Origin of the sequence: Azospirillum sp. HJ39, assembly GCF_041507355.1 — a bacterium.
GTDB lineage: Bacteria > Pseudomonadota > Alphaproteobacteria > Azospirillales > Azospirillaceae > Azospirillum > Azospirillum thiophilum.
Genome location: NZ_CP167911.1, coordinates 2,298,386 through 2,313,935 on the forward strand (window position 1 = coordinate 2,298,386; position 15,550 = coordinate 2,313,935).

11 protein-coding genes are annotated in these 15,550 nt (G+C 68.0%); 5 read left to right on the forward strand and 6 right to left on the reverse strand.

Translation table 11 applies throughout. From position 1 onward, the window contains the following. The first annotated feature begins 10 nt into the window (after window positions 1-10). The 3 genes from ftsA (at window position 11) to lpxC (ending at window position 4,654) form a co-directional block, all read left to right on the forward strand. Window positions 11-1,294: a cell division protein FtsA gene (gene ftsA / locus ABMY26_RS24200; RefSeq protein ID WP_372399059.1), complete on the forward strand. Its 1,284-nt coding sequence runs from the start codon at window positions 11-13 to the stop codon at window positions 1,292-1,294. A 121-nt stretch (window positions 1,295-1,415) separates the two neighbouring features. Beyond that, a complete protein-coding gene (gene ftsZ, locus ABMY26_RS24205) occupies window positions 1,416-3,332 on the forward strand; it encodes a cell division protein FtsZ (RefSeq protein ID WP_372397167.1) in 1,917 nt (638 codons plus the stop codon). A 386-nt stretch (window positions 3,333-3,718) separates the two neighbouring features. Beyond that, window positions 3,719-4,654 (forward strand): UDP-3-O-acyl-N-acetylglucosamine deacetylase, encoded by a 936-nt coding sequence (lpxC, locus tag ABMY26_RS24210; protein WP_372397168.1) that lies wholly within the window; start codon window positions 3,719-3,721, stop codon window positions 4,652-4,654. Between the two features lie 249 nt (window positions 4,655-4,903). Here lpxC and ABMY26_RS24215 read toward each other — a convergent pair whose 3' ends face one another. Then, window positions 4,904-5,323, reverse strand: coding sequence for a bacteriohemerythrin (locus tag ABMY26_RS24215; RefSeq protein ID WP_372397169.1), 420 nt, complete (start codon window positions 5,321-5,323; stop codon window positions 4,904-4,906). A 260-nt stretch (window positions 5,324-5,583) separates the two neighbouring features. Then, on the reverse strand, window positions 5,584-7,950 hold the full coding sequence (gene ligA / locus ABMY26_RS24220; RefSeq protein WP_372397170.1) for an NAD-dependent DNA ligase LigA: 2,367 nt from the start codon (window positions 7,948-7,950) through the stop codon (window positions 5,584-5,586). Window positions 7,951-8,108: 158 nt separating this feature from the next. Between ligA and ABMY26_RS24225 the strand changes: the two genes are divergently transcribed. Then, the gene (locus ABMY26_RS24225; protein ID WP_372397171.1) at window positions 8,109-8,633 is read left to right on the forward strand and encodes a hypothetical protein; all 525 of its coding nucleotides are present in this window, start codon (window positions 8,109-8,111) and stop codon (window positions 8,631-8,633) included. A 170-nt stretch (window positions 8,634-8,803) separates the two neighbouring features. Here ABMY26_RS24225 and guaB read toward each other — a convergent pair whose 3' ends face one another. From guaB to ABMY26_RS24245, 4 genes are all read right to left on the reverse strand, one after another. Further along, window positions 8,804-10,282, reverse strand: a complete 1,479-nt coding sequence (guaB, locus tag ABMY26_RS24230) for an IMP dehydrogenase (RefSeq protein ID WP_372397172.1) — start codon at window positions 10,280-10,282, stop codon at window positions 8,804-8,806. 113 nt (window positions 10,283-10,395) lie between these two features. After that, a complete protein-coding gene (locus tag ABMY26_RS24235; protein ID WP_372397173.1) occupies window positions 10,396-11,127 on the reverse strand; it encodes an RlmE family RNA methyltransferase in 732 nt (243 codons plus the stop codon). 54 nt (window positions 11,128-11,181) lie between these two features. Next, window positions 11,182-12,204 carry a Ppx/GppA phosphatase family protein gene (locus ABMY26_RS24240; protein ID WP_372397174.1) on the reverse strand — a complete coding sequence of 341 codons (1,023 nt, stop codon included), beginning with the start codon at window positions 12,202-12,204 and terminating at the stop codon, window positions 11,182-11,184. A 126-nt stretch (window positions 12,205-12,330) separates the two neighbouring features. Continuing rightward, window positions 12,331-13,554: an ABC transporter substrate-binding protein gene (locus ABMY26_RS24245; protein WP_372397175.1), complete on the reverse strand. Its 1,224-nt coding sequence runs from the start codon at window positions 13,552-13,554 to the stop codon at window positions 12,331-12,333. 605 nt (window positions 13,555-14,159) lie between these two features. On the opposite strand from ABMY26_RS24245, the gene ABMY26_RS24250 reads away from it, so the two are divergent. Continuing rightward, window positions 14,160-15,506, forward strand: a complete 1,347-nt coding sequence (locus ABMY26_RS24250; RefSeq protein WP_372397176.1) for an ABC1 kinase family protein — start codon at window positions 14,160-14,162, stop codon at window positions 15,504-15,506. Window positions 15,507-15,550 lie beyond the last annotated feature (44 nt).

The following is a 15,550-nucleotide window of genomic DNA, read 5'->3' on the forward strand; positions in this document are numbered from 1 at the left end:
CTTGGGGGGCATGTTCGGTATGGGATTTAACGGCGCCAAGAAGCCGAAGCGGCCAGCACGTGGCGGAATCGTCACGGCGCTGGACGTCGGCTCGACGAAGGTGTGCTGCGTCATCGCGCGGATGGACGAGCCCGGCTCGCTCCGCGTGATCGGCGTCGGCCACCAGATCGCCACGGGCATCCGCGCCGGAACCATCATCGACATGGAAGCGGCGGAGACCTCGATCGGCGCCGCCGTGCATGCGGCCGAGCAGATGGCCGGCGAGACGGTGCACGACGTGGTGGTCAACCTGTCGATGGGCCATCCGCGCTCGCACGCCTTCACCGCCAGCGTCCCCGTGTCCGGCCAGGAGGTGACGGAGGGCGACATCCGCCGCGCCATGGCCCATGCCCGCACCCTCCAGGCCGGCCCCGACCAGGCGCTGATCCACACCATTCCCCTGGGCTTCACCCTGGACGGCAGCCGCGGCATCCGCGATCCCAAGGGGATGAGCGGGCATGCGCTGGGCGCCCAGCTGCATGTCGTGACCGCAGCGGCCGGCGCCATCCGCACGCTGCACGCCTGCATCGCCCGCTGCCACCTGAACATCGAGTCCATCGTGGTCAGCCCCTTCGCCTCCGGCCTCGCCTGCCTGGTCGAGGACGAGATGGAGATGGGCGCCGCCTGCGTCGACATCGGCGGCGGCGGCACCACCATCTCGATCTTCGCCGAAGGCAACCTGATATGGACCGGCTTCGTGCCGCTCGGCGGGCGGCACGTCACCAACGACATCGCCCATGGCCTGACCACGCCGCTGGTCCATGCCGAACGGCTGAAGGTGCTGTCCGGCAGCGCCCGGGTGAACCCGGCCGACGAGCGCGAGATGATCGAGGTGCCGCAGATCGGCGAGGACGAGCGCAGCGGCAGCGGCACCGCCAGCCATCCGCGCTCCTTCCTGGTCAGCATCATCCAGGCCAGGATGGAGGAAATCTTCGAGGAGGTGCGCAGCGCCATCGAGCAGTCGGGCCATTCCCGGCTGGTCGGCCGCCGCGTCGTGCTGACCGGCGGCGCCAGCCAGCTGCCCAACACGCGCGACCTCGCCTCGCCGATCCTGGACAAACAGGTCCGCATCGCCCGTCCGACCCGGATCGCCGGCCTCGAGGAGGCGCATGGCGGTCCGGCCTTCGCGACGGTCGCGGGCCTGCTTCTGCACGCCGTCCGCAACCCGACGGAGCTGATGGTGACCGGCCAGGAGGCGGTCGCATCCAGCGGGCTCCTGGGCCGCGTCGGCCTGTGGCTGCGGGAGAATCTCTGATGAGTCTCCCCGTGGCGATCCACCGATTCCCGATCGGACAGACACCGGACACAACCGGGCGCCGGTCGCGGCATATCAAACATCAAACCCAACGAAAACAGGTTGTGGAGGCCTGAATACGATGATCAACGTGACAATTCCCCAAATCGAGCCCGAGCTGAAGCCGCGCATCACAGTCTTCGGCGTCGGCGGCGCCGGCGGCAACGCTGTCAACAACATGATCAAGTCGAACCTGGAAGGCGTGGACTTCGTCGTCGGCAACACCGACGCGCAGGCGCTGAAGGGTTCCTTGTGCGAAAAGCGCATCCAGCTCGGCACCGGCACCACCCGCGGCCTCGGCGCCGGCTCCAAGCCGGATGTCGGCCGCGCCTCGGCCGAGGAGCAGATCGACGAGATCGTCCAGTATCTCGAAGGCTCCAACATGGTGTTCATCACCGCCGGCATGGGCGGCGGCACCGGCACCGGTGCGGCACCGGTCATCGCGCGCGCGGCCCGCGAGCGCGGCATCCTGACCGTCGGCGTCGTCACCAAGCCCTTCCATTTCGAGGGCGGCCACCGCATGCGGCTGGCCGAGGGCGGCATCGCCGAGCTGCAGCAGTATGTCGACACCCTGATCATCATCCCGAACCAGAACCTGTTCCGCATCGCCAACGAGAAGACGACCTTCGCGGACGCCTTCAAGATGGCCGACGACGTCCTGCATTCGGGCGTGCGCGGCGTCACCGACCTGATGGTGATGCCCGGCCTGATCAACCTGGATTTCGCCGACATACGGTCCGTCATGACCGAGATGGGCAAGGCGATGATGGGCACCGGCGAAGCCAACGGCGAGCGCCGCGCCATCGAGGCCGCCGAGGCCGCCATCTCCAACCCGCTGCTGGACGACGTGTCGATGAAGGGTGCCCGCGGCGTCCTGATCAACATCACCGGCGGCTATGACATGACCCTGTTCGAGGTCGACGAGGCGGCCAACCGCGTCCGCGACGAGGTCGATCCCGACGCCAACATCATCTTCGGCTCGACCTTCGACAGCTCGCTGGACGGGGTGATGCGCGTCTCGGTCGTCGCCACCGGCATCGATGCCGCGGCGATGGCCAACCCGCGCACCCTCCACCCGGTCAACCTGTCGCTGATCGGCGGCGACCGCGCCAAGAAGCCGGCGGCTCCCGGCAACCTGACCGGCGCCCCTGCCGCCGCCCCGGCCTCGGCGATCCCCAGCGCCGCGGCCGGCCTGCGCACCCCGCAGCCGGTGACCGCCGGCGCCGCCGCGATCCAGCATGACCCGGCGCACGCCGCTGCCCAGCACAACGCCGCCCAGCATGCCGCCGCCGAAGCCCAGAAACCGGCCGCCGGCCCGCTGCTGCACGGTGAGAACCAGGGCGGCCACTTCTTCGCGCCGAAGCCCGCCGACGCCGGCCCGCGCCAGCCGATGACCGTCGGTGCCGCCCCGATGACGGCCCCGCAGCAGCAGCCGATGCCGCAGCAGCAGGCCCCGGTGCAGCCGCAGGCCCCGCTGGCCGCCCCGCAGCACCAGCATGCCCCGCAGCACCAGCCGCAGCACCAGCCCCAACATCATCAGCCGCAGCATCCGGGCGGCCTGTCGGTCGGCCCGGCTCCGGCGCCCGCGCCGGAACCGGCCCCGGCCCGCAAGGGAAATTTCCTGTTCGGTCTGGTCACCGGTCTCGGCCGCAAGTCAGAGCCGGTGCCGCCGCAGGCCCCGCAACCCGCCCCCCAGACCTACCAGCATGCCCCGCAGCACCAGCCGGCGCCGCAGCAGGCCTATCAGCCGGCACCGCAAGGCTACCCGCAGCAGCAGCCTGCCTATCCGCAACAGGCGCCGCAGGGGTACCAGCAGGCGCCGCAGGGCTATCCCGCCGCCCCGCAGCAGCCGCAACAGCAGCCGCAGCAGGCCCCGGCCGTCCAGCAGAGCTACCCGGCCGCGCCGCAACAGATGGCTCCCGCACCGCGGGCCGATGCCAAGCCGGGTGAGCAGGAGGAACTGGATATTCCGGCCTTCCTGCGCCGGCAGGCCAACTGAGGAGCGACCGATCCTGACCGCCGCCACGGTGTGGCGGTCGACCCATCCCGGCGAAAGCCGGAGATAACCGCCGTCGCCGCAGCCTCCCAATCGCGGCGACGGCGGCTCCACAACCTGACCGGACCTTCGGAACCCCGGGACACCCTCCGTGTCTCCGGGGCTTTTTTGTTGCCGGGTCAAAATGGATGTACAGCGGATTATTTGGATTTCCCGCCTCTTTTGCCCTGCAACAAACGGTAACAATGAGTGATTTGCCGATTTCTAATCTCCGGTGTTACCTATCAGCATGGTCGAAAGCGAAAACTGCCGACGCGATGATCTTCCAAGGTCATCCGGCAAGGCATCGCCTAGAACCATTTCGTTCAGACCAAGATGGAAAAGACATCGTGGCCAACAATCGCAGCAACGCGGATGGCATGTTCCAGCAGACCTTGAAGAAGGCGGTCACCATCGCCGGCGTCGGGCTGCATTCGGGCGTCATCGTCACGCTGACGATTTCGCCGGCCGATGCGAATTCCGGCATCACCTTCATCCGCACCGACCGCCAGGGTGCCGCTGCCGTCATCCCGGCGCGCTGGGATACGGTGGTCGACACGCGGCTGTGCACCGTGATCGGCAACGAGCACGGCACCACCGTCGGCACGATCGAGCACCTGATGTCGGCGCTGGCCGGCTGCGGCATCGACAACGCCATTGTGTCGCTGGACGGCATCGAGGTGCCGATCATGGACGGCAGCGCCGCTCCCTTCGTCGCGGCCATCGAGCAGGCCGGCGTCGCTGTTCAGAAGGCTCCGCGGCGGATCATCCGCATCCTGAAGCCGGTCGCCATCGGCGATGGCGTCAAGAGCGCGTCCTTCACGCCGGATGACGCCACGACCTACAGCTTCGAGATCGATTTCGACAGCGCCGCCATCTCCCGCCAGTCCCGCGCGGTTGAGATGGATGCCGACAGCTTCAAGGACGAGATCAGCCGCGCCCGCACCTTCGGTTTCCTGCACGAGGTCGAGGGGCTGCGCAAGATGGGCCTCGCCCGTGGCGGCTCGCTGGACAATGCGGTGGTCATCTCCGGCGACACGGTGATGAATGCCGAGGGCCTGCGCTTCAGCGACGAGTTCGTGCGCCACAAGATCCTCGACGCCGTCGGCGACCTGTATCTGGCCGGTGCCCCGATCGTCGGGCATTTCCACGGCGTGCGGTCCGGCCATGCCCTGAACAACCAGTTGCTGCGCGCCCTGTTCGCCGACCGCAGCGCCTGGCGGTACGAGACGACGATGGCGCTGCCGTCCGTCCACCGCCATCTGGAGCAGCTCGCGGTCGCCTGATCGGCACACACCATCGCCTCCATGCCCCTGCCCTGCCCTGCCCTCCCCTTCCGGGGAGGGTTTTTTCTTTGCGCCCCCCCTCCCCTCTCGCGGGTCGCTGCGTCCTCCAAAAGAAAAGCGCCCTCCCCTTTCGGGTCGGGCGCTCTGGGAAAATGCGCACGCAGGATGCGCGATATGTAGAATTTCCAATTATTTCAGTATTTTAGGTTATTTTCTTCAGACAGCGCATTCACAAGGTCAGCAAGCCCCCTACTCCGCAATGGCAAGTTCCGCTTCGCTGTCGGCATATTCGCCGAAGCGGGTGTCCTCCCGCAGGATATGCTTGCCGAGCCAATCGGAGCAGAACAGGAACACCTCCTCTCCGGAAATCCCGCCGCGGTTGGTGCGGAACTCGCGAAGATAGCTTTCGACCTGGCTGGTCAGCTTGTCGTGCAAGGCCTTGTGCGCCGCGAAGGTCGGGTAGTTCAGCCGCTGCATCTCCGCCTCTTCCTCGGCGAAGTGATGGCGGGTGTAGACGATCAGTTCATCCAGGATGGCTTCGATCAGGGCGGGATCCCGACGACCGGCTTCGTCATACAGCTTGTTGACGATGGCGATCAGGACACGATGATCCTCGTCCAACGCGTCGTTCCCGACGCTCATCCAGCGCGACCACTGAATAGGCTCCATGGCGTTTCCTTTCTCCCCCGTTGTTGACCCCGCGTCCGGGTGCCGGGCGGAGGGGTGCGGGCATTTTCGGCCCGTCGTTGTCTCCCCCCTATGGCACCGTCCTCCTCGCGAAGGCCGGGCCGCCCGCCTGACATCGATCCGGAGCGTGCAATCGCTTGTCTCGAGTATCAGTCTTTTCTGATCTCACTCCCCGCCGCCCCTGCCGTCAATCTGTGCGGACGGGGATGCGACATTTTGGCAAGCCCCGTGCCGGACAGGACTCAACCGCCGATCTTGGCAAGCCAGTCCTCTTCGGTCAGAATCTCGACCCCCAGCTCCTTGGCCTTGGCCGCCTTGCTGCCGGCGTCGGCACCGGCGACGAGATAGTCGGTCTTGCCCGACACCGACCCGGCAACCTTGGCGCCGAGGGATTCGGCGCGTGCCTTCGCCTCCGACCGCGTCATCTTCTCCAGCGTGCCGGTGAAGACCACGGTCTTGCCGGCGATCGGGGAATTGCCAGCCTTCGGCGCCTCCGCCGCCAGCACGGTCAGCCGTTCGGCCAGACCGCGGACGACGGCGAGATTGCGGTCTTCGGCGAAGAAGCCGGCCAGTTCCTCCGCCGCCACCTCGCCGACATCCGGCGTCGCGGCCAGATCGAGCCAGGCACGGCCGGGTGCCTGCGCCACCGCCCGCTCCATCGCCGCCCGCCAGTCGGCAAGAGTGCCGTAGCGGGTGGCCAGCGCCTGGGCGGCGCGCGTGTTCAGCCGCTTGATGCCGAGCGAGCCGATGACGGTTTCCAGCCGCAGTGCGTCGTTGCCGGCATAGAAGTCCAGCTTGGACGCGCTCTCCGGATCGGCGAACCAGGCGAGGATGGTGTCGGCGGTGACCGGGCCGACACCGTTCAGTTCATGCAGCTCGCGCCATTCCTGCCCCGGCATCGCCTGCCCTGCCGCCAGCATGGCCTCGATCCAGCCGTCCATCGTCTTGTAATGACGGGCCAGCGATTTGGCCGTCACCTCGCCGACATGGCGGATGCCGAGTGCGAAGATCACCCGGTGCAGCTCGATGCCGGCGCGGCGCTGATCGATCGCCTTGAACAGGTTCTCGACCGACTTCTCCTTCCAGCCCGGCCGGCCGATCAGCTCGACCCGGCCCTTCAGCGTGAAGATGTCGACCGGCGACTTGATGAAGCCCTCGTCCCAGAACTCCTCGATGATCTTCTCGCCCAGCCCTTCGATGTCGAAGGCGTTGCGCGACACGAAATGGCGCAGCCGCTCCTTCGCCTGGGCGGCGCAGATCAGGCCGCCGGTGCAGCGGCGCACCACCTCGCCGGCCTCGCGGATGGCGAGGCTGCCGCAAACCGGGCAGGTCTCCACCGGGACATAGGGCACCGAGTCGGCGGGGCGCTGGGACAGCACCACCTCCACCACCTGGGGGATGACGTCGCCGGCCCGCTGCACCACCACGAGATCGCCGACGCGGATGTCCTTGCGGGCGATCTCGTCCTCGTTGTGCAGGGTGGCGCGGCTGACCACGACGCCGCCGACGGTGATGTCCTCCAACTCGGCGACCGGGGTGAGGGCGCCGGTGCGGCCGACCTGGATGGTGATCGCCTTCAGCCGGGTCTGTGCCTGTTCCGCCGGGAACTTGTGGGCGATGGCCCAGCGCGGCGCCCGGCTGACGAAGCCGAGCCGCTGCTGCATCTCCAGGCTGTCGACCTTGTAGACGACGCCGTCGATGTCGAAGGGCAGGCCAGCACGCCGCCGGCCGATGCCCTCGTAATAGGCCAGCAGCTTGTCCTTGCCGTCGCACAGTTCGGCCGGACGGTTCAACTGGAAGCCCCAGCCCTTCAGCCGTTCACGGACGCCCCACTGGGTCTCGGCGATCGGCTCGGACACCTCGCCCAGCGCGTAGCCGAAGAAGCAGAGCGGCCGGCCGGCGGTGATGGCGGGGTCGAGCTGGCGCAAGCTGCCGGCGGCAGCGTTGCGCGGGTTGGCGAACAGCGGCTCCTCCCGCTCGGCGCGGGCGGCGTTCATCGCCAGGAAGTCATCGCGGTTCATATAGACCTCGCCGCGGACCTCCAGAACATCGGGGACCGGGGCAGGCAGGCGATGCGGCACATCGCGGATGGTGCGGACGTTGGCGGTGACGTTCTCGCCCTCCGCCCCGTCGCCGCGGGTGGCGGCGAGCACCAGTTCGCCCCGCTCGTAACGCAGCGAGCAGGACAGCCCGTCGATCTTGGGCTCCGCCACGAAGGTCAGCGGGGCATCGTCGGACAGGCCGAGGAAGCGGCGGACACGGGCATCGAACTCGGCCACGTCGTCGGGCGCGAAGGCGTTGCCCAGCGACAGCATCGGCACCGCGTGGCGCACCTTGCCGAACCCGGCGGCCGGGGCGGCGCCGACGCGGAGGCTGGGCGAATCGGCACGGCGCAGCTCGGGAAAGCGCGCCTCTATCGCGAGGTTGCGGCGGACCAGCCCGTCATAGTCGGCGTCGGAGATCGCCGGCTGATCCTGCTGGTGATAGAGGCGGTCGTGATGGGCGATCTCGGCGGCCAGCGCCGCGAGTTCCGCCTGGGCCTGCTCCGGCGTCAGCGCCTCGACGTCGATGGTGCGGGGGTTGGGCGGGGTGTCGAACAGATCCTGCATGGCGCGTCTCGTGACGAATCGGGGGCTTCCGGGGAAGCGCGGCCGCGCAGGATAGCGCCTGACGTGGGCGAGCGGGAGTCCCGCCGCCCGGCTTCCATGCGACGGGCGGCGGGAGACCCTATATAGTAGGGGCACACCCGCCGGAGTTTCCTGTTCCGATGAGCAATGCCGCCGCACCGGGCCTGCGCATCGACGACCGCATGATCGTCGCCGCCGCGCTGGACCGCATCCTCTACGACGATCCCGACCGTTTCGCGGCGGAGGACGCGCGCACCGTGCGTCGCCTGATCCCGCCCAGCCGTTCGGGCTGGCTGCGGCTGGGCTTCCGCGCCGAGACCCAGGGACCGTCGATGAAGGGCGAGGCCGCCGGCATCGGCGACGTGCGGATGGAGGGCGACAAGAAGGTGGTGGAAGGCAGCGTCGGCGAAGCGACCAACTGGCGCTGCGGCCAGTACAAGGTCGCCAACCACGGCGGCGACCTGGAAATCTGGCAGGTGATGAGCGACGAATATGCGCCGGAACCCAAGGGCGCCCGGCTGGAGTTCGACACGCGGGGCGAACCGGAGCGGCTGACCTTTTTCCAGCCGCGGGACATCGAACTGCGCATTCCCTTCACCAGCCTCGCCGTCGGCGTGCGGCTGGGCGGCTGGGCGGCCTGGAAGCAGGTGGCGCAGGGGATGTGAGGGCATCGGACGATACCCCCTCCCCATCCCTCCCCCGCTTGCGCGGGAGAGGGGGCAGGACGCTTGTCAGCGCAACCCTATTGCCAAAGCAGCGGCAGTCCCCTCTCCCTCGAAGAGGGGGAGGGTTAGGGAGGGGGCACCCGAAGCCGATGATTCCCCCTGACGCGCCCTCAACCCTGGCGGTAGTTCGGCGACTCGTTGGTGATGGTGATGTCGTGGACGTGGCTTTCGCGCAGGCCGGCGTTGGTGATGCGGACGAACTGGCACTTCTCGCGCATCTCGGCGATCGAGGCGCTGCCGGTGTAGCCCATCGCCGCGCGCAGGCCGCCGACCAGCTGGTGGATGACCGCGGAAACCGGACCCTTGTAGGGAACGCGGCCTTCGACGCCCTCCGGCACCAGCTTCATGGTCGAAACCTCCTGCTGGAAGTAGCGGTCCGCCGAACCGCGCGCCATGGCGCCGACCGAGCCCATGCCGCGGTAGCTCTTGTAGGAGCGTCCCTGGAACAGGATGACCTCGCCCGGGCTCTCGTCGGTGCCGGCGAACAGGCTGCCCAGCATGGCGACGCTGGCACCGCCGGCGATCGCCTTGGCCAGATCGCCCGAATATTTGATGCCGCCGTCGGCGATGACCGGGATGCCGTGCTTCTCGCACTCGTCGACCACATCCATGACGGCGGTCAGCTGCGGCACGCCGACACCGGCGATGATGCGGGTGGTGCAGATCGAACCGGGACCGATGCCGACCTTGACGGCGTCGACGCCGGCATCGATCAGCGCCTTGGCGGCTTCCGACGTGGCGACGTTGCCGGCGATGACCTGGGTGTAGCCGGCCATGGCGCGCGCGGCGCGGACCTGCTCCAGCACCTTGGCCGAATGGCCGTGGGCGGTGTCGACCACCAGCACGTCGACGCCGGCGTCGAACAGCGCCTCGGCCCGGGCGAGGCCGTCATTGCCGGTGCCGGTGGCGGCGGCGACGCGCAGGCGGCCCTTGTCGTCCTTGCAGGCGTTCGGATAGGCCTGCGCCTTCTCGATGTCCTTGACGGTGACGAGGCCGATGCAGCGGTAATCCTCGTCGACGACCAGCAGCTTCTCGATCCGGTGCTGGTGGAGCAGGCGCTTGCCTTCCTCCTGGCTGACGCCCTCGCGGACCGTCACCAGATCCTTGGTCATCAGTTCGCTGACCGGCTGGTTGGGGTCGGTGGCGAAGCGGACGTCGCGGTTGGTCAGCATGCCGACCAGCTTGCCGCTGCCGAGCTGGTCGCGGCTCTCCACCACCGGGATGCCGGAGATGCGGTGGTCGGCCATCAACTGCAGCGCGTCGGCCAGCGTGGCGTTCGGCGTGATGGTGATCGGGTTGACGACCATGCCCGATTCGAACCGCTTGACCTTGCGCACCTCTTCGGCCTGCTGCGCGATGGTCAGGTTGCGGTGGACGACGCCGATGCCGCCGGCCTGGGCCATGGCGATGGCGAGGCGGCTCTCGGTCACCGTGTCCATCGCCGACGACATCAGCGGGATGCCCAGCTCGATGGTCTTCGTCAGTCTTGTCCGGGTGTCCACGTCGTTCGGCAGGACCGAGCTTTCGGCCGGAACCAGCAGCACGTCGTCGAAGGTCAGGGCCTCGCGGATTTTCGTGTCGCGCGCCATGTGTGAATCTCCCGGAAGATAAACGTGGCGCACTTATACACAAGACCATGGGCTTGTGAACCCGTGCGCACACAGCATCTGTTATGCAAGCCTGTGTGCAGGCGCGAAATGCGTCAGTCTTCGGCCCTGTCGTCGGGTCGGTCGCCGGCGTTGCCGCCGCGGAAGCCGGTGGCGACCACATAGGTCTCCGACGATTCGGCCCGGCTGGCCGGCGGCTTGGCATGCTTGACCACGGCAAAGTCACGCCGCAGCCGGTCGAGCAGTGACCGCTCCGCCCCGCCCTGGAACAGCTTGGCGACAAAGGCCCCACCCGGCGCCAGCACCTCCTCGGCGAAGTCGTAGGCGGCCTCGGCCAGACCCATGATGCGCAGATGGTCGGTCTGCTGGTGGCCGGTGGTGGGAGCGGCCATGTCGCTCAGCACCAGGTCGGCCTGCCCGCCGAGCGCTTCCTTCAGCGCCTCGGCTGCACCCTCCTCCAGGAAATCGGCCTGCATGATGGTGGCGCCGGGGACCGGGTCCATCGGCAGGATGTCGAGTCCGACGACCTTCCAGCCTTCCTTGGCAGCCTGCACCTTGTCCACCGCGATCTGGGTCCAGCCGCCGGGGGCGGCGCCCAGGTCGACCACGCGCTTGCCGGGGCCGAGCAGGCGGAACTTCTCGTCCAACTGCAACAGCTTGAAGGCGGCACGCGAGCGATAGCCACGCTTGGTCGCCTCGGCGACATACGGGTCGTTCAGGTGGCGCTCCAGCCAGCGCTTGGAGGATTCCGTGCGCTTGCCGGCGGTCTTCACGCGGACGGTGGCACGACGCCCGCCGGGGCGCGAGGACGGAGTCTTGTCGGTCATGGTCGCTGCTATTCCTCGGTCATCCGGTGCATGGGAGTTCGTCCCCCTGCCCGGTCATTCGCCGGCGGCCCCCATCAGGTCCACCAGAATTCCTTCGCGCAGGCCACGGTCGGCGATGCGCAGCCGCTCGACCGGCCAGACGTCGCACAGCGCGTCCAGAACGGCGCAGCCGGCGACCACCAGATCGGCACGGTCCTGCCCGATGCAGGGATGGCGGGCGCGGCCGTCGAAATCCTGCGCAACCAGATGGTCGATCACCGTGCGGGCGTGGTCGACTCGCAGATAGCTGCCGTCCACCGCCCGCCGATCATAGCGGCAAAGCCCCAGGTGAACGCCGGCGAGCGTCGTCACCGTGCCCGAAGTGCCGAGCATCTGCACCTTGCCGGCATCGACGCGGCTCTGGATGCGGTTGCGCGCCTCGAAGGACGCGATGGCGTCGGCCACCGCCTCGACCATGCGGTCATAGTTGACGCGCGTGACGTTGGGACCGCCATACTCCTCGGTCAGGCCGATGACGCCGCAGCGGACGGAGGTCTGGTCGAGCAGGCGCGGCGCCCGCCCCTTCTCCACCGCCAGCCACATCAGCTCGGTCGAGCCGCCGCCGATGTCGAACACCAGCGCATAGGGATGGGTCGGCTCCAGCAGCGCGGCGCAGCCGGCCAGCGCCAGCCGCCCCTCCTCCTGGCTGGAGATGATCTCGAGAGAAATGCCGGTTTCGCGCTCCACCGCCTCGACGAAGGCGGCACCGTTGACGGCACGGCGGCAGGCCTCGGTCCCGACGGCGCGCACCGCGGTGACCCCGCGCCGCTCGATCTTGGAGCCGCAGACGCGGAGCGCGGCGATGGTGCGTTCCATCGCCGGCACCGACAGATGGTCGTTGCGGCTCAACCCCTCGCCAAGCCGGACGATGCGGGAAAAGGCATCGATGACGCGGAAGCCGCCGGGGGCGGATTTGGCGACCAGCAGACGGCAATTGTTGGTGCCGAGGTCCAGCGCGGCGAAGACCGGGCGCGTCAGCGCCGACGAACGCAACCGTCCGGTGTCGTTCTGCCGCTCGCTTTGCACCTGTAGATCCACGAACCTTCCCCGCGCGCCTAAAGAGCGGAGTGTAACCCGGATCGCGGTTCGGCGGGAACCCCTCTCGGCCGCTTTTCCGCCGGCCGCGATCCGCAGGTCACGTCTGCACCAAGCGCCGGGCCGGCCTCATTGGGCCTTCACGAACGGACAGGCGCTGGCCTCCAGCGGCAGGAAGGCTTCGGCGGCCGGGATGCTGCGGACCTGCTTGTAATAGTCCCACGGCGCCTTGCTCTCCGCCGGGCTCTTCACCTGATACAGCTCGAGGTCGTAGAGGACGCGGCCGTCCTTGCGGATGCTGCCGGGGGTGCCGAAATAATCGGTCGGCATCGCCTTCATCGCGGCGGTGACCGCTCCCGCATCGGTGGTTCCCGCCGCCTTCACCCCCTTCAGCCAATGCAGGGTGGCGAGATAGGTGTTCGCCTGCTCCTTGGTCGGCATCTTGCCGTGGCGGTCGAAGAAGCGCTTGCTCCACTGCCGCGTCCCGTCGTTGCGGTCCCAGTAGAAGCCGCTGGTGACGTACAGCCCCTTGGCGAGATCGAGGCCGAGGGAGTGGATGTCGGTGATGAAGACGATGTAGCCGACCAGCCGCTGGCCGGACTGGGTCAGGCCGAACTCGCCCGCCTGCTTGATGGTGCCGATGGTCTCGGCGCCGACATTGGCCAGCGCCACCACCTTGGCGCCGCTGCCCTGCGCGCTCAACAGATAGGAGCCGAAGTCGCTGGTGCCCATCGGGTGGCGGACGCCGCCGACCACGGTGCCGCCGGCCTGTTTGATCGCGTCGGTCGCCGCCTTTTCCATCGCAGAACCGAAAGCGAAGTCGGCGGTGATGAAGTACCAGCTGGTGCCGCCCGACTGCACCACCGCCTTGGTCGTTCCCACCGCCAGCGAGGCGGTGTCGTCGGCCCAATGGATCGTATAGGGCGAGCATTGGGCGTTGGTCAGCTCGGTCGTCGTCGCGGCGCTGATCATCAGCACCTTCTTCTTCTCGCGCGCGACCGCCTGCACCGCAAGCGCGACCGAAGAGACGGGGATGTCCGTCACCATGTCGACGCCGTCAATGTCGAACCAGCTCCGCACGATGTTCGACGCCACGTCGGGCTTGTTCTGCATGTCGGCCGACAGCACCTCGACCGGCCGGTCGAGCACCTTGCCGCCGAAATCCTCCACCGCCATCCGCGTGGCGAGCACCGCCCCCTTGCCGCCGATGTCGGAGGCGAAGCCGGCCTCGTCGGCCAGCACGCCGATGCGCACCGGCTTGGCGGTCTGGGCGTTGGCGCCGACGCTGGCACCGAAAGCGGTGGTGGCCAGGAGCGCCGCGGTCAGCGCGAGCGGCCGTAGGAACTGGTTCATGCGATCCTCCCCATCCTCGTCTTGTCCGGCCGGTTTTCCGTTCGGGACTGCTTCCCGTTTGGGCTGCGGCGTCCCGCCGCATCGGCCATGTTCGTGGATAGCGGGATTTGATTTCATACGCAAACAGTATCGTTTGAAACCTATTGGCTGGAGAGCGTCCCGCTCTCAGGCTGGAACGCAAGAGCCACACCCCCGAAACACAAAGGCCCTCGCTCCGGATCGGGAGCGAGGGCCTTCGCATCGGGCATCAGCAGCCCAAATGATATCGCCAATCAGGCGGATGAATTTCTGACTGAAACCTGAGTTGCCAGTGCCGAACAAATCGGCATGATCACGTAAGCGCCGGTGGAGTCATGATCTTACTCACCCTCCCTGGTATCGGTCTCTACTGTCTCGCCCAAGCTGTTTGCTTGGACGTCGCGGTCGTTCCGAATTCCGCTCACTTCACCTCGGTGTCTATTACTGTAAGACGAAGCCTGCTCCCCTTTGCGATGGCTGTCAAGAAAATCGCACATTGCGTTGCAGCACCATCCGGGCACCCTCTGCCGGCCTCCTCCGTCGGGGAGGGGGTGGCCTTTTGCACGGCCCGCACCCACCTTGTGGGCATGCCGGAACACGAAGAGAACACATGGGGCGGACGGGTCGCGCGGTATGCGCGGGTCGGCACCGCCGTCGGGGGGCTGGCCGCAAGGCTGGCGGGCGAGCGCGTGCTGGGCATCCGCCTGGAACGCGACCGCCATGCGGCGGAGCTCCGCGCCGCGCTGGGCGGGTTGAAAGGGCCGTTGATGAAGGTGGCGCAGATCCTGTCCACCATCCCCGACGCCCTGCCCAAGGAATACACCCAGGAACTGTCGCAGCTTCAGGCCGACGCCCCGTCGATGGGCTGGCCCTTCGTCAAGCGGCGGATGGCGAGCGAGCTCGGCCCCGACTGGAACTCCCGTTTCCAGAGCTTCGAGCGCACGGCCGCCGCCGCCGCGTCGCTGGGCCAGGTTCACCGGGCGGTCGGGCCGGACGGGCGGCAGCTGGCCTGCAAGCTGCAGTATCCCGACATGGGCTCGGCGGTCGAGGCCGACCTCAGGCAGCTCGGCCTGATCTTCGCGATCTTCGAGCGCACAGACAGCGCCATCTCCACCCGCCAGATCCAGGCGGAGATCGGCGCCCGCCTGCGCGAGGAGCTGGATTACGAACGGGAGGCCCGGCAGGCCCGGCTCTACCGGTCCATGCTGGCCGACACGCCGGGCGTCCATGTGCCCGACGTGGTGCCGGATCTATCGACCCGCCGGCTGCTGACGATGGAGTGGGTGGAGGGCCGCCGGATCCTGGATTTCGTCGCCCAGCATGGGGAAGCGCGCAACGAGCTGGCGATGAACATGTTCCGCGCCTGGTACGTGCCCTTCTACAATTACGGCGTCATCCATGGCGACCCGCATCTCGGCAACTACACGGTCCGGCCCGACCGCTCGATCAACCTGCTGGATTTCGGCTGCATCCGCGTCTTCAAGCCCAGCTTCGTCAAGGGGGTGATCGACCTCTACAACGCGCTGCGCACCGACGACCGCGAGCAGGCGGTGGAAGCCTACCGCAGTTGGGGCTTCGTCGATCCGTCGAACGAGCTGGTCGACGTGCTGAACATCTGGGCGCGCTTCGTCTATGCCCCGATCATGGAGGATCGCCAGCGCAGGATCGAGGAAACCAACGGCGGCCATTACGGCCGCGAGACCGCCGGCAAGGTCCATGCCGAACTGCGCCGCATCGGCGGCGTGGAAATCCCGCGCGAGTTCGTCTTCATGGACCGCGCCGCGATCGGGCTGGGATCGGTCTTCCTGCATCTGAAGGCGGAACTGAACTGGTACCAGATGTTCCAGGGGCTGATCCGTGACTTCGACGTCGACGCGCTGACGGCCCGGCAGAGCGCGGCGCTCGCGGCGCAGGGCTTGCCGCAGGCGGAGTGAGGGGGCGCGCGTCGCAAAACAGGGATGCCCCTCCCCATCCCTGC

Coding starts and splice junctions, on each gene's coding strand:
- ABMY26_RS24250 (WP_372397176.1), top strand. CDS start 14,160: ATGCCGGAACACGAAGAGAACACATGGGGCGGACGGGTCGCGCGGTAT.
- ABMY26_RS24225 (WP_372397171.1), top strand. CDS start 8,109: ATGAGCAATGCCGCCGCACCGGGCCTGCGCATCGACGACCGCATGATC.
- ABMY26_RS24245 (WP_372397175.1), bottom strand. CDS start 13,554: ATGAACCAGTTCCTACGGCCGCTCGCGCTGACCGCGGCGCTCCTGGCC.
- ftsZ (WP_372397167.1), top strand. CDS start 1,416: ATGATCAACGTGACAATTCCCCAAATCGAGCCCGAGCTGAAGCCGCGC.
- guaB (WP_372397172.1), bottom strand. CDS start 10,282: ATGGCGCGCGACACGAAAATCCGCGAGGCCCTGACCTTCGACGACGTG.
- ligA (WP_372397170.1), bottom strand. CDS start 7,950: ATGCAGGATCTGTTCGACACCCCGCCCAACCCCCGCACCATCGACGTC.
- ABMY26_RS24215 (WP_372397169.1), bottom strand. CDS start 5,323: ATGGAGCCTATTCAGTGGTCGCGCTGGATGAGCGTCGGGAACGACGCG.
- ftsA (WP_372399059.1), top strand. CDS start 11: ATGTTCGGTATGGGATTTAACGGCGCCAAGAAGCCGAAGCGGCCAGCA.
- ABMY26_RS24235 (WP_372397173.1), bottom strand. CDS start 11,127: ATGACCGACAAGACTCCGTCCTCGCGCCCCGGCGGGCGTCGTGCCACC.